A 16,106-nucleotide genomic window follows, 5' to 3' on the forward strand; every position below is an offset into this window, starting at 1 on the left:
ATGTTGGGTAAAACACCACGTGTTTTAATGTAATATACGGAAAATTAGATTATTTGGTTGTTAAGCCTTTAATAAAAGCTTCTGGAGTAAGGGCGTTTTCAACATTGAAATCACCAATTTTAGTACGTCTTAAAACAGAAAGATGTGCTCCAGAGTTTAACGCTTTTCCAAAATCATGAGCCAAAGAACGAATATAAGTACCTTTGCTGCAAACCACTCTAAAATCAAGATGGTTACCATCTATTTTAGTAATTTCAAACTCTGAAATATTAATTGTTCTTGATTGTATCTCAACATCCTCGCCGGCACGTGCAAACTCATATAAGCGTTTGCCATCTTTTTTAATTGCTGAAAACACTGGTGGATATTGCTTAATATCACCAATAAACTGTAGACTGGTTTGATGAATGAGTTCTTCTGTAATATGGTTTGTTGAATATGTGTGGTCAATCTCTGTTTCTAAATCATACGAAGGCGTTGTGCTGCCAATTACAATAGTTCCCGTATATTCCTTATCCTGGCCTTGAAAGGTGTTGATTTGTTTGGTCATTTTGCCAGTACAAATTACCAATAAGCCTGTTGCCAATGGATCGAGTGTACCAGCATGTCCTACTTTAATTTTTTTAATTTTAAAGGCATGCCTAATTTCCCAACGCAATTTATTCACCGCTTGAAACGAGGTCCAATGTAAGGGCTTGTCAATCAATAAAACTTGACCTGATAAAAAGTCTTCAGCTGTTTTCATATTACTTAACAAATGTATAAACAATAGCAACTAGCCCAACTATAAAACAATAGATTGCAAAATAGGATAACTTACTTTTTTTAACCAATGCAATCATCCAAGTACAGGCAAACAAACCAGAAATAAAAGCAGCTACAAAACCGGCACTTAAAGCCGTGAAGTTAGAAGTTTCGTAGGTTAAATCGCCACTAAAAATATCTTTGGCTATTTTTCCAAAAATCAAAGGCACGACCATTAAAAATGAAAATCGAGCCGCTCTGGTTTTATCATTTCCTAATAAAACTGATGTTGAAATGGTTGCGCCAGACCTTGAGATGCCTGGCAGCATAGCAACCGCTTGAGCGATACCAATAACAAAGGCATTGCTAAACGATACTTTTTTATAGGTGTCTTTGGCCTTGTCTGCCAATAATAATAAAATGGCAGTAACCAATAACATAAATCCAACAAGCATAATATTGCCTCCAAAAAGACTCTCCAATTGTTCTTCAAAAAAAAGGCCGACAATAACAGCTGGAATCATAGATAAAGCTATTTTGGAAACAAATTGTAAGTCGTCATTCCACTCCATTTTCAAGACACCTTTAAGTATGAGCCAAATGTCTTTTCTAAAAACAACCATGGTACTTAAGGCTGTAGCAAAATGAAGCACAACGGTAAACAGTAAACTTTCTTTAGGAATAGATTCATCACCAAGAATGGCCTTGCCTATTTCTAAATGACCACTAGATGACACAGGAAGGAATTCGGTAAGCCCTTGTACGATGCCTAAAATTATTGAATCAATGATATCCATGTGGCAAAAATATCAAAATAGGACTACTAACCTATAAAAGCGAAGTGGAAATTACTTTTATTTCTTATTGGGGTTTAAAAGAATGGCATAAACCTCAATGGCAAAACCTAATAAAACCAGACCAGGAGCTAAACGTATACGTCTCCAACTAAAGATCTCTGGGTTAAAAACATTAGGGTCGTCGCTACCACCACCAGACATTAAAATAAAGCCTAATGCGATAACAGCTAAACCAATAAGCATGAATTTATAATTCTTTTTCCCGAATACAAATTCGGTTTTAGCGGCTTCTTTACGTTTTTGTTCTCCCATAATTAATCAAATTCGGTGTAAATAATATCGTCACCTACGGCTAATTGTGCAATATGTTCAGATGTACCCAACCACAGTTTAGGCAAGTGCAAAGTAACCCTTTTATTTAAAACTTTTGCGTTAAGGGAATCTAAATTTAATCCGCGCTCCAGTCCACGGTTAATATAATACAGGTCACCCCCTTGGTCTTTAAATACAATATCTTCAGAGGCAATCCCAGAAATATTCACAATGGTTTTAGTTTCAACAGCACATTTTTCAGGTTTCGGGTCTTTAATAATTAGTGACGAGATGGCTATGAGTCCAAAAAAACCCACACAAAAGGCGAGAATCATATATATAATGGTGCTTTTTTTCATAATTTTTTTTTCTTGTCTCTAATAATACAACTGATCCGTCTTTAAATTCAAGAACCGTTGCGTAGCAATAAAGGTACTAATCCAAGTAATAATAATACCCAACAAGAAAATACCAACAAACAAAAATACAATAAGCGCGTTATTGTTTAACAGGTTTAATTCTGGGAAGGTTTTGTTGACATAATAAAAAACAATGGCCATCCCAATCATGGCCAAAACAGCACCAATAACACCCAATCGTACGCTTTTCCAAACAAAGGGTCTGCGAATAAATTGTTTGGTGGCTCCAACCATTTGCATGGTTTTTATGGTGAAGCGTTTCGAATAAACCGATAGACGAATGGAACTATTAATAAGCAACACGGCAATAATGGTAAACAGGCCACTGATTACCAAAATCCAAAAACTGATTTTTTTAACGTTGTTGTTCATAAGGGTTACCAAGTCATTATCATAACGCACTTCATCAACAAAGCTTTTGGTCAACGCTTCTTCGGATATAGCCTGAAGTTGGGTTTCATTCACATAATCAGCTTTGACATGCACATCAATAGAATTTTGCAGCGGATTATACCCTAAAAATTCCATGAAATCCTCGCCGTTTTCAGCTTTCATGGACTCTGCTGCTTGCTCTTTGGACACAAAATCGGTTGATTTCACATATTCTGAAAGCGCCAAACTCTTTTCCAACTGTTTAATTTCAACATCTTTAGCCGAGTCTTTTAGGTATATGGTCACGACAACTTGTTCCTTGAAATGGTCAGAGACTTTTTTGGCATTCAAAACCAACATACCCAATAGGCCCAATAAAAACAATACGAGACCAATACTTAATACTACAGAAAAATAGGATGAAATCAATCGCCTTTTTTGATACTTATCAAAAGATGCACTCATAAACATGTGTTGTTAGTGATGTAAAAATATAAAAGAAATCTAATCTGTTAAGGATTACAACGTTTAAACTTTCAACATTGTTATAATAAGCGTAAATTTGATGTTAAAAGAAATCCAAATTTGACCTTCACACTTCACGATTTAAAAATTTCAAGACCAGGATTATGGTTTCCTACTATTTGGATTTATTTGGTTCCCTTTAATATCAAAGATCACTTTTGGTTAGAGTTCAATTTCTGGTTAGGATTGTTTTTTGTCACTTTTCCGCTTAACTATTTAGTATATGGGTTCAATGATTTTAATGATGTCTATGCAGATAAGGTTAACGACAGAAAAGGAAACTTTTTGTTTGGGGCAAAATCTTCCGAAGAACAATTAAAGTCTATTCCTACCAAAATAGCAATAATAATGAGTCCATTCATCATTTGGTTTTCAATAATAAGTGGATGGAAAATGTTTGCTTTACTCCTGTTTATGATAGTCATTAATTGGCTGTATAACTTCAAACCCTTTAGAATTAAGGAACGGCCGCCTTTTGAAATTGCTATTCAAATAGGCTATGTGTTTACAGCATTTTTCAGTATTCAACTAAACGGGCTTAACATGTTGCCATGGCAAACCATTTTGTACTTATCGTTATTTGCTTTTCAGGCGCATATTGCTGGTGAAATTATGGATATAGAACCCGATTTAAATTCGGGCAAGAAAACAACAGCCACGATAATTGGAAGAAGGAATACCAAATTATTGATGTTACTTATTCTCTTGGTTGAAGTTTGTATTTTATCATTTTGGTTTCAAGATTATATGTTGGCGGGATTTTTATTGGTGTTTTCTCTATGGTTAACTTTCGATATCTTTTTTATTTTTAAGTCAAAATCCTATACTATAAAACAAATGAAGTTGTTTGGTTTGGTCATGAATATATCTGCCATTTTATCAATGATTTGGATTCTGTATTCAGGAAAATTGTTGGATCCTGTTTTTTGATTGTACTTCCCTTTTACAATCTTATAATAAACCGTAAATTTGCGCTTTCAATTCCTGAATTATGTGCGCATTGTCATTCCGCATGTGATGCGGAATCCATAAAGCGATAGTAAATAAAAAGATACCCACTTTCGTGGGCATTATTATGAAATACAATTTCAACGAGATCGAAGCCAAATGGCAAAAGTATTGGGCAGACAACCAAACCTTTAAAGCGGACAACCATTCCGATAAACCCAAATACTACGTATTGGATATGTTCCCATACCCAAGTGGTGCTGGTCTACATGTGGGCCACCCGTTAGGATATATTGCTTCCGATATTTATGCACGTTATAAACGCCACAAAGGGTTTAACGTTTTGCATCCACAAGGCTATGATAGCTTTGGATTACCGGCTGAACAATATGCTATTCAAACTGGTCAGCATCCAGCGATTACTACTGAAGAAAACATTAAAACCTATCGCAGACAGTTAGACCAAATAGGCTTTTCATTCGATTGGTCTCGTGAAGTTCGCACTAGTGACCCGAGTTATTACAAATGGACCCAATGGGTTTTTATTCAACTGTTTAATTCATGGTATAATCAAGATAGTAATAAAGCCGAAAACATTGACACGCTAATTTCTGTTTTCGAAAAAGAAGGAAATTCTAAAGTGAATGCGGCTTGTGATGATGATGTCATTGATTTTACTGCGGAAGAATGGAATGGTTTGTCTTCTGAAAAACAACAAGAGATTTTATTGCAGTACCGATTAACCTATTTAGCTGAAACCGAAGTGAACTGGTGTCCAGCATTAGGAACGGTTTTAGCTAATGATGAAATTGTCAATGGCGTTTCTGAACGTGGTGGCCATCCGGTAGTTAGAAAGAAAATGACACAATGGTCTATGCGTATTTCAGCCTATGCCGAACGCTTGTTACAAGGATTGGAGACCATAGATTGGACCGATTCTCTAAAGGAGAGTCAGCGCAATTGGATTGGCAAATCGGTTGGAGCTTCTGTGACCTTTAAGGTTAATAATCATGATGCAGTAATTGATGTCTTCACCACACGTCCTGATACCATTTTTGGTGTGAGTTTTATGACTTTGGCACCAGAGCACGATTTGGTAGCCAAAATTACAACCGATGAACAAAAAGCAGAGGTAGATGCTTATAGAGAGGCTACTGCCAAACGTAGCGAACGCGATCGCATGGCTGATGTCAAAACCATTTCAGGTGTGTTTACTGGTGCTTATGCCGAACATCCATTCACCAAAGAACCAATCCCCATCTGGATTGGCGATTACGTTTTGGCAAGCTACGGAACGGGAGCTGTAATGGCTGTGCCATGTGGTGACCAACGCGATTACGATTTTGCCAAGCATTTCAATATTCCGATTCCCAATATTTTTGAAGGCGTTGATATTTCTGAAGAGGCCTTTGCCGATAAGGAAAACACGGTTATTGCCAATAGCGATTTCCTCAATGGGCTGAATTATAAAAAGGCTACCAAGCGTGCTATTTTTGAATTGGAACAATTGGGTCAAGGTGAAGGAAAAACCAATTACCGTTTGCGTGATGCCGTATTTTCGCGCCAACGTTATTGGGGAGAGCCTTTCCCAGTATATTATGTGAATGGCATGCCACAAATGATTGATGCCAAGCATTTACCTATTACCTTACCAGAAGTAGAAAAGTACTTACCAACCGAAACTGGCGAACCGCCTTTGGGTAACGCCACCACTTGGGCTTGGGATACAAAAAATAACAAAGTAGTTTCTAACGATCTTTGTCATGCTGAGCCTGTCGAAGCATCTCAACATAACGGTGTATATCCATTAGAGTTGAACACCATGCCAGGTTGGGCAGGCAGTAGCCAATACTTTAACCGCTATATGGATCCACATAATGACACCGAAATATTCTCACAGGAAGCGGTGAATTACTGGCAGCAAGTGGATTTGTATATTGGTGGTAGCGAGCATGCTACAGGACACCTGTTATATGCACGTTTCTGGCAAAAGTTTATGTACGATTTAGGCTTGGTACCAGTTGACGAATTTGCTAAAAAACTCATTAACCAAGGGATGATTTTGGGAACGAGTGCTTTTGTTTATAGATTGAGTTATATTTATCATAACAAATCCGTGGAAGATCAAACTGGGATTCAACTTTTGAAGAAATTAGACAAAGTTTATATTTCGCACTCAGATTTTTTGAAGAAAGGTGATTTAGAATATGATTTGGACTATTCAGGTAAATTAAAAAAAATCCTAATAAAAATTGCAGGAATTGAAGGTGATAATGACTTAAAAGATTTATCAATCATACCTCTTCCAATTCATGTAAAAGTTAAATATGTAAACTCTTCAGATGAATTGGATATTGACGGTTTGAAGAAAGATGAGGAGTTTGGAGAGGATTATAAAGATGCCATTTTCATTGGTGAAAATGGAGAAATAATTAAAGGGGATAATGATGTTTATAAAGTTGGTCGCGACGTCGAAAAAATGTCCAAATCAAAATACAATGTCGTAAACCCTGACCAGATTTGTGAAGATTATGGTGCCGACAGTTTACGCCTTTACGAAATGTTTTTAGGGCCTTTGGAGCAGTACAAACCTTGGAATACGGCTGGTATTACAGGTGTGCATGGATTCCTTAAAAAACTTTGGAAATTGTATGTAGATGACAATGGCATTAAAGTTACAGATGCTGAACCAACAAAAGAGGCTTTAAAAACATTACATAAAACCATCAAAAAGGTAGAAGAAGATATTGAGAATTTCTCCTTTAACACGTCTGTATCTACCTTTATGATTGCCGTTAATGAGTTAACGGCTCAAAAGTGCACAAGTCGTGCTATTTTGGAACCATTAAGTGTGTTGATTTCACCGTATGCACCACACATAGCCGAAGAATTATGGAGTCAGTTGGGTCATAATGAGTCTATTTCAACAGCGCCATTCCCAAAATTTGAAGAGAAGCATTTGGTAGAAAATAGCAAGAACTACCCGATTTCCTTTAATGGGAAAATGCGTTTTACGCTAGAATTACCATTAGATATGAGTAAGGAAGACATTGAAAAAACAGTTTTAGCTCACGATAAAACCCAAGAACAATTACAAGGTAGAACACCTAAAAAAGTAATTGTAGTGCCTGGTAAAATTGTAAATATTGTAGGATAAATTCCTGCGCGTCACATTGAGCCTGTTGAAATGAAGGCAGGAATCTCTTGGCTAAAAGGATTAAATTTAGAATTAAGCATGAAAAAAATACTAATAATTCTATTGACTCTAGGCTGTTTGAGTTTGTCAGCTCAAACAGAATTACTACAATTCCCCGAAGATTTTTATGGTATTTACAAAGGAGATTTGCTCATTACCAATGCTAGAGGAAAACAAGCTATCCAAATGGAATTTCATTTAAATCCAACCGACTCCATTGGGAAATACCAATATATGTTAGTATATATTATGGATGGGAACAGACAAGAACGTCACTATAATTTGTTAGAAAAAGATGTCGTAAAAGGCGAATACATCGTAGACGAAAATAATGGCATTGTGATTGACGCTAAATTGATTGATAATACCTTGTTCTCCATGTTTGAAGTACAGGGCAACATCCTGACTACCACCGAACGTTTTTACAAAGACAGCATGGATTTTGAAATTACGTTTGCCAATAAAGCCGGGCAAACCAAATCAGGAACAGAAGGTGAAGATGCTACCGAAGTGATTTCGTATCCTATTTCAGTGCTACAAAAAGCGCATTTGATCAAGCAGTAAACTGACAAAATTTCTTAACGAATATTTGGCGCATTATTTGCTGTATAACTACTAAATTTATAGTCTAAAACAAAAAACAATGTTAGGATATTATATACTTATTGGTGGAATTGCTTTAGTGAGTTGGTTAGTGAGTAATCAATTAAAGCAAAAATTTAAGAAATACTCGCAGGTTCATTTAAGAAATGGTATGAGCGGTAAAGAGATTGCCGAAAAAATGCTGTCAGATAATGGTATTTATGATGTTGAGGTGATATCAACACCAGGTCAATTAACGGACCATTACAATCCAAAAAACAAAACGGTTAATTTAAGTGAGGCTGTTTACAGTCAGCGTAACGCAGCTGCTGCTGCTGTTGCTGCTCACGAGTGTGGACATGCGGTTCAACATGCACAAGCCTATAGCGCATTACAAATGCGTTCGGCTTTGGTACCTGTAGTTTCTGTAACTTCGGGTATGTCACAATGGTTGGTAATTGGTGGTTTGGTTTTAGGAGCCGCTGCAGGAATGGGAATGGGGTTTTGGATAGCCGTTGCAGGCTTGGTCTTTATGGGTTTTGCTACACTGTTTAGCTTTATTACATTGCCAGTGGAATACGACGCTAGTAACCGTGCATTGGCTTGGTTAAAGAATAAGAACATGCTATCACAAGAAGAATATTCGGGAGCTGAAGATGCCTTAAAATGGGCAGCTAGAACGTATCTAGTCGCTGCTATTGGTGCCTTGGCATCACTATTGTACTGGGCACTTCAAATTTTTGGAGGTCGAGATTAAAAACAATAAATAATATTATTTAAGTCGGACTTCATTAATCCGACTTTTTTTTTCTTAAATTTCAACTATAAATTCTAACTAACAAATCTATTTATGGAAAATCAAATTCAAGAACCTTTATTGTTAAGTCAAGTTTCAGATGCCGAACGTGTAGCATTTTACAAGAAGACCTATGCACATGTAGCAGGTGGCGTGTTAATTTTTATACTTTTTGAATATTTATTATTACAAAGCGAAACGGTTGTCAATTTTATGTTATCGATGGTTGACGGAATAAAATGGTTGATTATGCTAGGCGGCTTCATGTTTATAACCAATTATGCAGAACGCATGACCATGAAAACCACCAATAAGAATACCCAATATTTAGCGTATTGCTTATACATTTTTGCTGAAGCCTTAATTTTTGTGCCACTTATTTATATTGCCATAGTTTACACAAATTCTGGGTTGGAATTAATCAATCAGGCAGCTATTGTAACATTGGCGTTGTTTACGGGATTATCAGCAGTGGTTTTTATAACCAAAAAAGATTTTTCGTTTATAAAAACCGGATTGACCATTGGCTTTTTTATAGCTATCGGTTTAATTATTGCTGGAACCTTATTTGGCTTTAATTTGGGACTGTGGTTTTCAGTAGGTATGTGTTTGTTGGCAGGTGGTTCAATTTTATACCAAACGTCTAATTTGGTTAATAAATACTCAACAGATGATTACATACCAGCTTCTTTAGGATTGTTTGCATCCTTAATGTTGTTGTTCTGGTATATATTGTCCATCTTTTTATCGAGAGATTAAGTTATAAGTAATGATATCAACGAAAAAGCTCCTGAAATTTCAGGAGCTTTTTTTTATATTTCTATCTGTCTATCTATCTGTTGGGCCAGCGATATAAAGGTTTCAGTACGAGATACTCCAGGAATAGACTGTATCTCTTTATTAAGCACATGCATTAAATGTTCGTTGTCCTTGCATAGAATTTTAATGAAAATACTCCAGTTTCCTGTAGTGTAATGGCATTCTAAAACTTCCGGTATTTTCTTTAGTTGCTTTACGGCTTGGGGATTGCTTATGGCTTTGTCTAAATAAATACCAATAAAGGCCATGGTCGTATAACCCAAAACTTTAGGGTTAATCACAAATTTAGAACCTGAAATAATACCAGAAGCTTCCAATTTACGCAACCGTTGGTGAATAGCTGCACCCGATACGCCCACTTCTTTAGCAATAGCTAGGATAGGTGTTCGGGCATCACGCATTAAGGCACGTAGAATGGTTTTATCTATACCATCAATTTCAATATTTTGGTTAATCACCTTCATTTATAAGTTCAATTGATTGTAACCCAAATAAGGTACTTCTGTTTCCTTAAATGTAATATTGTATGCCTCAAGTTCTTTAAGAATAGGTTCGTAAACTTCTTTAGTTATTGGCATTTGAACACCTGGTGTTGTGATTTTTTCATTAAGAATAGCCAATGTGGCTATAGCAACAGGCAAGCCAACTGTTTTTGCCATAGCAGTATAGGTTTGGTCTTCACCAAGAGTAACCATAGTGGAATCTATTTGATGCTTTTCGCCGTTAAGCTCGTAGCCAAATTTGTGATACATAACAATCATGTCTTTATCATCTTCGGCTAAAGTCCAACTGTCCATCAATATTTTTTGGAGTATTTGAGCTGGTGTAGCTTTTTTGAGTCCTACCATTTTTTTGTTACTGAAAATATCCAGCTCCAATAGTTTATCCCAAACAATATCATCTTGGTCTATTTTTAAGGCATGCCTAAATTTTAACTCAACAGAATCGGTTGGGCTATAAGGCAAGAAGGCATTCACAAAATCACGGTACGACATGTTTTCACTATCGTCAATAGTGTATTCATCGTCAGTCATGCCCAATTGCACAAATATGTTCCACGCACGACTAAACCCTACACGTCGCATGGTTCCTCTATATAGTGTTTTGGCATTATCCAATCCGTAAGCTGACTGGTATTTTAATGAATCACGATTGGCATAAGCTTCAAACCTACCATACCCTTCAACATCCAAAAATTCTGTACGTCTAAACAAGCGGTTGTAAGGGATGTATTTGTAGGTGCCTTCTTGTAAAAACTTGGCAGCACCACCTTGTCCAGCAACAACAACGTTTCTAGGATTCCAAGTAAATTTATAATGCCAAAGGTTATTATCGCTTTCAGGTGCTACTAATCCACCTGTAAACGATTCGAACAAAATGATTTTTCCGCCTTTGTCTCGAATACGGTCTATAACTTGCATAGCACTCATGTGGTCTATTCCAGGGTCAACACCAATTTCATTCATAAAAACCAATCCTTTTTGGCTGGCCGCCTTATTAAGCTTTTGCATAGCCTCACTTATATAAGAAGCAGTTACCATGTGCTTGCCAAATGAGATACAATCTTTGGCAGCTTCAATGTGAAATCTGGCCGGTAACATAGATACTACAATATCGCAGTTTTTTATAGCATTTTGCCTTGAGCTTTTGTCATGGATATCAAGCTGAATGGCTTGAGCATTATCGTGGTCTTGGGTTAGTTTTTTAGCGTGTGAAAAATTAATATCACCTACAATAACAATGAGGTCTTCGCTTTCAGATTTGTCTAATAAATATTTTATGAGGTATGATGCCGATTTTCCAGCACCAATAACTAATATCTTTCGCATAATGGAATTTGTTCAGTAATTTTGTGTACACGAATGTAACAAATACTAACTGTTATTAAAACTCAATTTTTAAAATAATATGAACAAAAAAATATTGGCAACAGCTGCGTTACTTGGTGCTGTAGGAATTATACTAGGAGCTTTCGCAGCACATGGTTTAAAGTCTAAAATAACTGCAGAATCATTACGAGTATTTGAAACTGGTGTGCGTTATCAAATGTATCATGCTTTATTCTTATTGTTTGTTGGTGCAACCCGTGTAATAGATTTTAAAACAAAAAAAGTATTGTTTTATTTAGTGGTTACAGGTGTACTTTTGTTTTCAGGTTCAATTTATGGTTTAGCTACAAATAGTATGTCGGCTTTTGATTTTAAAGTAATAGGTTTTGTGACACCAATTGGTGGTTTAATGTTGGTTTTATCTTGGATTTTGTTGTTGATAAAGTTTTTGAAAAACAAGGGTGATATTTCAAAAAATTGAGTGTGTACTTTAAAATAATGTTTAATTTTGCAGGATAAACAACACAAAATATTATGGTAGATCATACCCAAGCTTCGAAATCGATTTCGTTAGATCAATATGGAATAAAAAATGCTAAAGTAAACTATCAATTATCTCCCGATGCACTTCATCAAAAAACTATTGAATTAGGACAAGGCGTTGAGGCCTCTTCTGGGGCATTGGCTATTAATACAGGAGAATTTACTGGGCGTTCGCCAAAAGACCGTTTTATTGTAAAAGACGATATTACAAAGGACAGAGTTTGGTGGGGCAATATAAATATTCCATTTGAATCGGATAAGTTTGACCAATTATATAAAAAAGTAACAGATTATTTATCTGAAAAAGAAGTATTTGTAAGAGATTCTTATGCTTGTGCAGATCCTAACTACAGATTGAATATTCGTGTTATTAATGAGTACCCTTGGAGCAATATGTTTGCTTACAATATGTTTTTAAGACCTGAAGATTCTGAATTGGATAATTTTACTCCAGAGTGGACAGTTGTTAATGCACCAGGTTTTATGGCAGATCCTGAAGTTGATGGTACACGTCAGCATAATTTTGCTATTTTGGATTTTACCAGAAAAGTTGCCTTGATTGGGGGAACAGGTTATACTGGAGAGATCAAGAAAGGTATTTTCTCTGCTTTAAATTTTGTGCTGCCAGTATTTAAAGACACGTTGCCAATGCATTGTAGTGCCAATGTTGGTGAAAACGATGATACGGCCATTTTCTTTGGACTATCAGGAACTGGGAAAACAACATTATCTGCAGATCCAAACCGTCGTTTAATAGGTGATGACGAACATGGTTGGACTAAAGAAAATACCGTATTTAATTTTGAAGGCGGCTGCTATGCAAAAGCCATAGATTTATCAGAAGAGAGTGAGCCGGAAATTTATAGAGCCATAAAAAAAGGAGCTATATTGGAAAATGTGGTTATGGACGATAACGGAGTTGTTGATTTTTCTGATACATCAATTACTCAAAATACACGTGTAAGCTATCCTATTTATCATATTGATAATATTCAAAAGCCTTCTATTGGTAGAAATCCAAAAAACATATTCTTTTTAACTGCTGATGCTTTTGGTGTATTGCCTCCAATTTCAAAGCTAACTCCAGGTCAAGCTGCTTATCATTTTATTTCAGGATATACTGCAAAAGTAGCAGGAACCGAAGCAGGTATTGATGAGCCTTTACCAAGTTTTTCAGCTTGTTTTGGTGCGCCTTTTATGCCTTTACACCCAACAAAATATGCCGAAATGTTAAGTGCTAAAATGAAAGAAGCTGGTGTTAATGTTTGGCTAATCAATACAGGTTGGACAGGAGGTCCTTACGGAGTTGGTAGCCGAATTAAATTGAAATATACTCGAGCTATGATAACGGCAGCACTAAATGGCGATTTAGATAAGGTTACTCCTGAAACTTATAGAACACACTCGGTTTTTGGATTGTTACAACCAAGGCAGTGTCCAGGTGTACCTGACGAGGTTTTAAGTTCAAGAAAAACTTGGAATGACGATGAAGGCTACTATAAGGCAGCCTATAAATTATCGGAATCTTTCAGAGAGAATTTTAAGAAGTTTGAAGAGTTTGCCAACGATGAAATATTAGCTGGTGCTCCTAATTTGAAGAGCTAATTCGCTGATTTGCTTATATTTTAGTTGTATTACGGTGTTTTGGTTTTGAGGTTATAGTATTAAGATATAATTTTACTAGCTCAACCTTAAAACTATTATATCATGAAGAAAACTACTTACTTATTAGGAATACTTTTAGTATTTCAAGCAATTGCCTATGCCCAATATACAGCTATTCCAGATGCTGTTTTTGAACAAGCCTTAATTAATTTTGGTTATGATTCAGAAGGGGTTTTAGATGGACAGATTCTTACAGCAGATGCAGCAGCAGCAACAGGAACATTAGGTTTAGCCAATCAAGGGATTACCAACATAACAGGTATTGAAGCTTTTACAGGTATTGATGAGCTTAATATGAACTACAACCCTATTAATGTAGCCGTTGATTTGTCATCCAATACACAATTGACACACATTAAGTTTGAAGGATGTACTCCACTACCTGGCTTAAATGTATCGGGTTTAACGTCCTTACAGATCATTAATATTTTTGGTACAGCCATAACATCGTTGGATGTGTCTACAAATTCTGGATTAACACAGCTGCAAGCTAGAAATGCAGGGATAACCTCGTTAGATTTATCTTCAAACACTTTGATAAGCTCGGTTGATGTTAGAAATAATGCACTAACATCATTAGATGTTAGAAATGGAAATATGGCTTCGAGTATTACTTATTTTAATTCAGATTTGAATCCGAATCTGACGTGTATTTTTGTTGAGGATTCTTCTGATGGAGCTTTGGGAAGTTGGATAGTTGATGCTGGTAGTACGTTTGTAGAAACAGAGGGGGAGTGTGCAACGTTAAGCAGAGAGTCTAACTCGATTAGTCAGTTTAATGTTTATCCTAACCCAGCGACAACTCAAATTACTGTTGCATCAACAGCATCAAAAGGACAAATACAAATTTTTAATATTACTGGTAAGCGTGTGCTTTCTAAAGATCTATCTTTAGGCGATAACAGATTAAATGTGTCGTCATTAGTATCAGGAGTTTATTTAGCAAGAATAAATGCCAATGGTAAAACAGAAACAAAAAAGCTAATTATTAATTAGTCTTTTTAAAATAGTAATTAATAAAAAAGCACAACGTTTACGTTGTGCTTTTTTATGTTTTAATAGGTTTATAACTACTCGTGGTTACAAACTATTTTCTTTTATTGGCTTCCTGAATATATTTTTGCAAAGCCATTGTCATAGATGGGGTTTCAGGAGTTGGAGCTGCAATATCAACTCGTAGGCCACGCGCTTCAACAGCTTTTATTGTTGTATTGCCAAAAACAGCTATACGTGTGTTATTTTGCTTAAAATCTGGGAAGTTATGAAATAGCGAATCAATTCCAGAAGGACTAAAAAACACTAATATATCATAATAAACATTTGCTAGATCGGATAGGTCACTAATTACCGTTCTGTAAAAAACGGCTTCTTTCCAGTCAACATTAAGCGAATTTAAAGTTTCAGGAACTTCTGGTTTTAATTTATCGGTTGTAGGCAATAAAAATGTTTCGCCTTTATACTTCTTAATTAATGGTGATAAATCTGCAAAAGTACGTTTACCAACATAAATTTTACGTTTTCTGTAAACCACATATTTTTGAAGATAGTAGGCAACAGCTTCAGACTGACAAAAATATTTCATAGTGTCAGGAACTTTAAAGCGCATTTCCTCTGCAACTCTAAAGAAATGATCTACTGCATTTCTGCTTGTTAAAATAATGGCGGTATATTTATTTAAATCGACTTTTTGTTGTCTAATCTCCTTGGCATCAACTCCCTCAACATGAATAAATGGTCTAAAGTCAATTTTTACTTTTTGCTTTTCTTGAAGATCAAAATATGGCGAATTTTCTATTTTAGGTTCTGGTTGAGATACTAAAATTGTTTTCACTTTCATAAGTAGTTACCGTTTTTTTTGTAACCTTAACCATCTATAACAAAAGCGTATAAAATGATGTAAGGTGCGATTTCAAGTGCGCAAAGATACAAAATAAAATAAAACAAATTCTGTTTAATGAGATTTTGATGAGTCTTTACTGTAGTTAAAATGCCGATACAAAAAATTATGATAATTAAACCAAGCAAAATATAAATTAATGTATTTGAAATGGGTATGGTAAATACCAATAGGAAGTTTATTGGAATTAAAACAAGCCCAATAAAATTCTTGTATGTTATTTTTTGAAATAAATAATTGTCAGTTAAAAACTCAATCTCAAAAACGCTGCCAAGCAAACGTTCAATTAATATTTTCATAACGATTAGTATGGCAATGGCCAGAACTAATTTTGACAGAAAAAAAGGCGTCAATACAATAGGTGATAAAAGCTGATTATAAGTAATAATGCCAAAAACACTTAAACCAATACTGTAGTTGGCAAATAAAAGGGCATCAAAAAGGTCAAAGAACTTCTGATCTCGAGCATAAATTTTAAGGTACTTTGAGTTGCCTAAAACAGCCACAAAATCATTAAAACGCTTTGGGGACATAGATTTTGAAATGGTTACAAAAACCAAACCCAATATAATGGCTACTGTAAATAAATCGTTTGATATAACTTCCCGAAGCATAACGTAAAATTATTATAAAATATGGTCTAAGCACATATTTATTTAAGG

17 protein-coding genes are annotated in these 16,106 nt (G+C 35.5%); 8 read left to right on the forward strand and 9 right to left on the reverse strand.

The window, feature by feature from the left end:
* Positions 1-49: 49 nt before the first annotated feature.
* The 5 genes from truB to K7G76_RS02520 are packed head-to-tail and all read right to left on the reverse strand — an operon-like array spanning position 50 to position 3,109.
* A complete protein-coding gene (gene truB, locus K7G76_RS02500) occupies positions 50-745 on the reverse strand; it encodes a tRNA pseudouridine(55) synthase TruB (protein ID WP_223032627.1) in 696 nt (231 codons plus the stop codon).
* A 1-nt stretch (position 746) separates the two neighbouring features.
* Positions 747-1,541: an undecaprenyl-diphosphate phosphatase gene (locus K7G76_RS02505; protein WP_223032628.1), complete on the reverse strand. Its 795-nt coding sequence runs from the start codon at positions 1,539-1,541 to the stop codon at positions 747-749.
* A 57-nt stretch (positions 1,542-1,598) separates the two neighbouring features.
* Complete coding sequence (locus K7G76_RS02510) at positions 1,599-1,853, reverse strand: DUF3098 domain-containing protein (RefSeq protein ID WP_223032629.1); 255 nt, start codon at positions 1,851-1,853, stop codon at positions 1,599-1,601.
* Positions 1,854-1,855: 2 nt separating this feature from the next.
* Positions 1,856-2,212, reverse strand: a complete 357-nt coding sequence (locus tag K7G76_RS02515) for a hypothetical protein (RefSeq protein WP_223032630.1) — start codon at positions 2,210-2,212, stop codon at positions 1,856-1,858.
* A gap of 18 nt (positions 2,213-2,230) precedes the next feature.
* Positions 2,231-3,109: a cell division protein FtsX gene (locus K7G76_RS02520; protein WP_223032631.1), complete on the reverse strand. Its 879-nt coding sequence runs from the start codon at positions 3,107-3,109 to the stop codon at positions 2,231-2,233.
* A 120-nt stretch (positions 3,110-3,229) separates the two neighbouring features.
* Here K7G76_RS02520 and K7G76_RS02525 point away from each other — a divergent pair, with 120 nt between their 5' ends.
* The 5 genes from K7G76_RS02525 to K7G76_RS02545 all read left to right on the forward strand — a co-directional run bounded on the left by K7G76_RS02525 (position 3,230) and on the right by K7G76_RS02545 (position 9,450).
* Positions 3,230-4,099, forward strand: a complete 870-nt coding sequence (locus tag K7G76_RS02525; protein ID WP_223032632.1) for a UbiA family prenyltransferase — start codon at positions 3,230-3,232, stop codon at positions 4,097-4,099.
* 145 nt (positions 4,100-4,244) lie between these two features.
* The gene (locus tag K7G76_RS02530) at positions 4,245-7,274 is read left to right on the forward strand and encodes a leucine--tRNA ligase (protein WP_223032633.1); all 3,030 of its coding nucleotides are present in this window, start codon (positions 4,245-4,247) and stop codon (positions 7,272-7,274) included.
* Positions 7,275-7,352: 78 nt separating this feature from the next.
* Positions 7,353-7,877, forward strand: coding sequence for a hypothetical protein (locus tag K7G76_RS02535; protein WP_223032634.1), 525 nt, complete (start codon positions 7,353-7,355; stop codon positions 7,875-7,877).
* A 79-nt stretch (positions 7,878-7,956) separates the two neighbouring features.
* Positions 7,957-8,652: a zinc metallopeptidase gene (locus tag K7G76_RS02540; protein WP_223032635.1), complete on the forward strand. Its 696-nt coding sequence runs from the start codon at positions 7,957-7,959 to the stop codon at positions 8,650-8,652.
* Positions 8,653-8,745: 93 nt separating this feature from the next.
* The gene (locus tag K7G76_RS02545) at positions 8,746-9,450 is read left to right on the forward strand and encodes a Bax inhibitor-1/YccA family protein (protein ID WP_223032636.1); all 705 of its coding nucleotides are present in this window, start codon (positions 8,746-8,748) and stop codon (positions 9,448-9,450) included.
* A gap of 53 nt (positions 9,451-9,503) precedes the next feature.
* On the opposite strand, the gene K7G76_RS02550 is transcribed toward K7G76_RS02545, so the two are convergent.
* Both K7G76_RS02550 and K7G76_RS02555 read right to left on the reverse strand, forming a co-directional pair.
* Positions 9,504-9,974 carry an Lrp/AsnC ligand binding domain-containing protein gene (locus K7G76_RS02550; RefSeq protein WP_223032637.1) on the reverse strand — a complete coding sequence of 157 codons (471 nt, stop codon included), beginning with the start codon at positions 9,972-9,974 and terminating at the stop codon, positions 9,504-9,506.
* A complete protein-coding gene (locus tag K7G76_RS02555) occupies positions 9,975-11,339 on the reverse strand; it encodes a saccharopine dehydrogenase family protein (protein ID WP_223032638.1) in 1,365 nt (454 codons plus the stop codon). It abuts the gene before it with no gap.
* A 79-nt stretch (positions 11,340-11,418) separates the two neighbouring features.
* Between K7G76_RS02555 and K7G76_RS02560 the strand changes: the two genes are divergently transcribed.
* From K7G76_RS02560 to K7G76_RS02570, 3 genes are all read left to right on the forward strand, one after another.
* Positions 11,419-11,820: a DUF423 domain-containing protein gene (locus tag K7G76_RS02560; RefSeq protein ID WP_223032639.1), complete on the forward strand. Its 402-nt coding sequence runs from the start codon at positions 11,419-11,421 to the stop codon at positions 11,818-11,820.
* Positions 11,821-11,873: 53 nt separating this feature from the next.
* Positions 11,874-13,487, forward strand: a complete 1,614-nt coding sequence (pckA, locus tag K7G76_RS02565) for a phosphoenolpyruvate carboxykinase (ATP) (protein WP_223032640.1) — start codon at positions 11,874-11,876, stop codon at positions 13,485-13,487.
* A 102-nt stretch (positions 13,488-13,589) separates the two neighbouring features.
* Entirely contained in the window at positions 13,590-14,543 is a 954-nt protein-coding gene (locus K7G76_RS02570) for a T9SS type A sorting domain-containing protein (RefSeq protein ID WP_223032641.1), read from the forward strand.
* Positions 14,544-14,634: 91 nt separating this feature from the next.
* Here K7G76_RS02570 and K7G76_RS02575 read toward each other — a convergent pair whose 3' ends face one another.
* Together K7G76_RS02575 and K7G76_RS02580 are read right to left on the reverse strand one after the other, a co-directional pair.
* A complete protein-coding gene (locus K7G76_RS02575; protein ID WP_223032642.1) occupies positions 14,635-15,384 on the reverse strand; it encodes a uroporphyrinogen-III synthase in 750 nt (249 codons plus the stop codon).
* A 26-nt stretch (positions 15,385-15,410) separates the two neighbouring features.
* The gene (locus K7G76_RS02580) at positions 15,411-16,058 is read right to left on the reverse strand and encodes a DUF4271 domain-containing protein (protein WP_223032643.1); all 648 of its coding nucleotides are present in this window, start codon (positions 16,056-16,058) and stop codon (positions 15,411-15,413) included.
* Between the last annotated feature and the right edge of the window lie 48 nt (positions 16,059-16,106).

This window comes from Hanstruepera marina, from assembly GCF_019880635.1.
Taxonomy (GTDB): domain Bacteria; phylum Bacteroidota; class Bacteroidia; order Flavobacteriales; family Flavobacteriaceae; genus Hanstruepera; species Hanstruepera marina.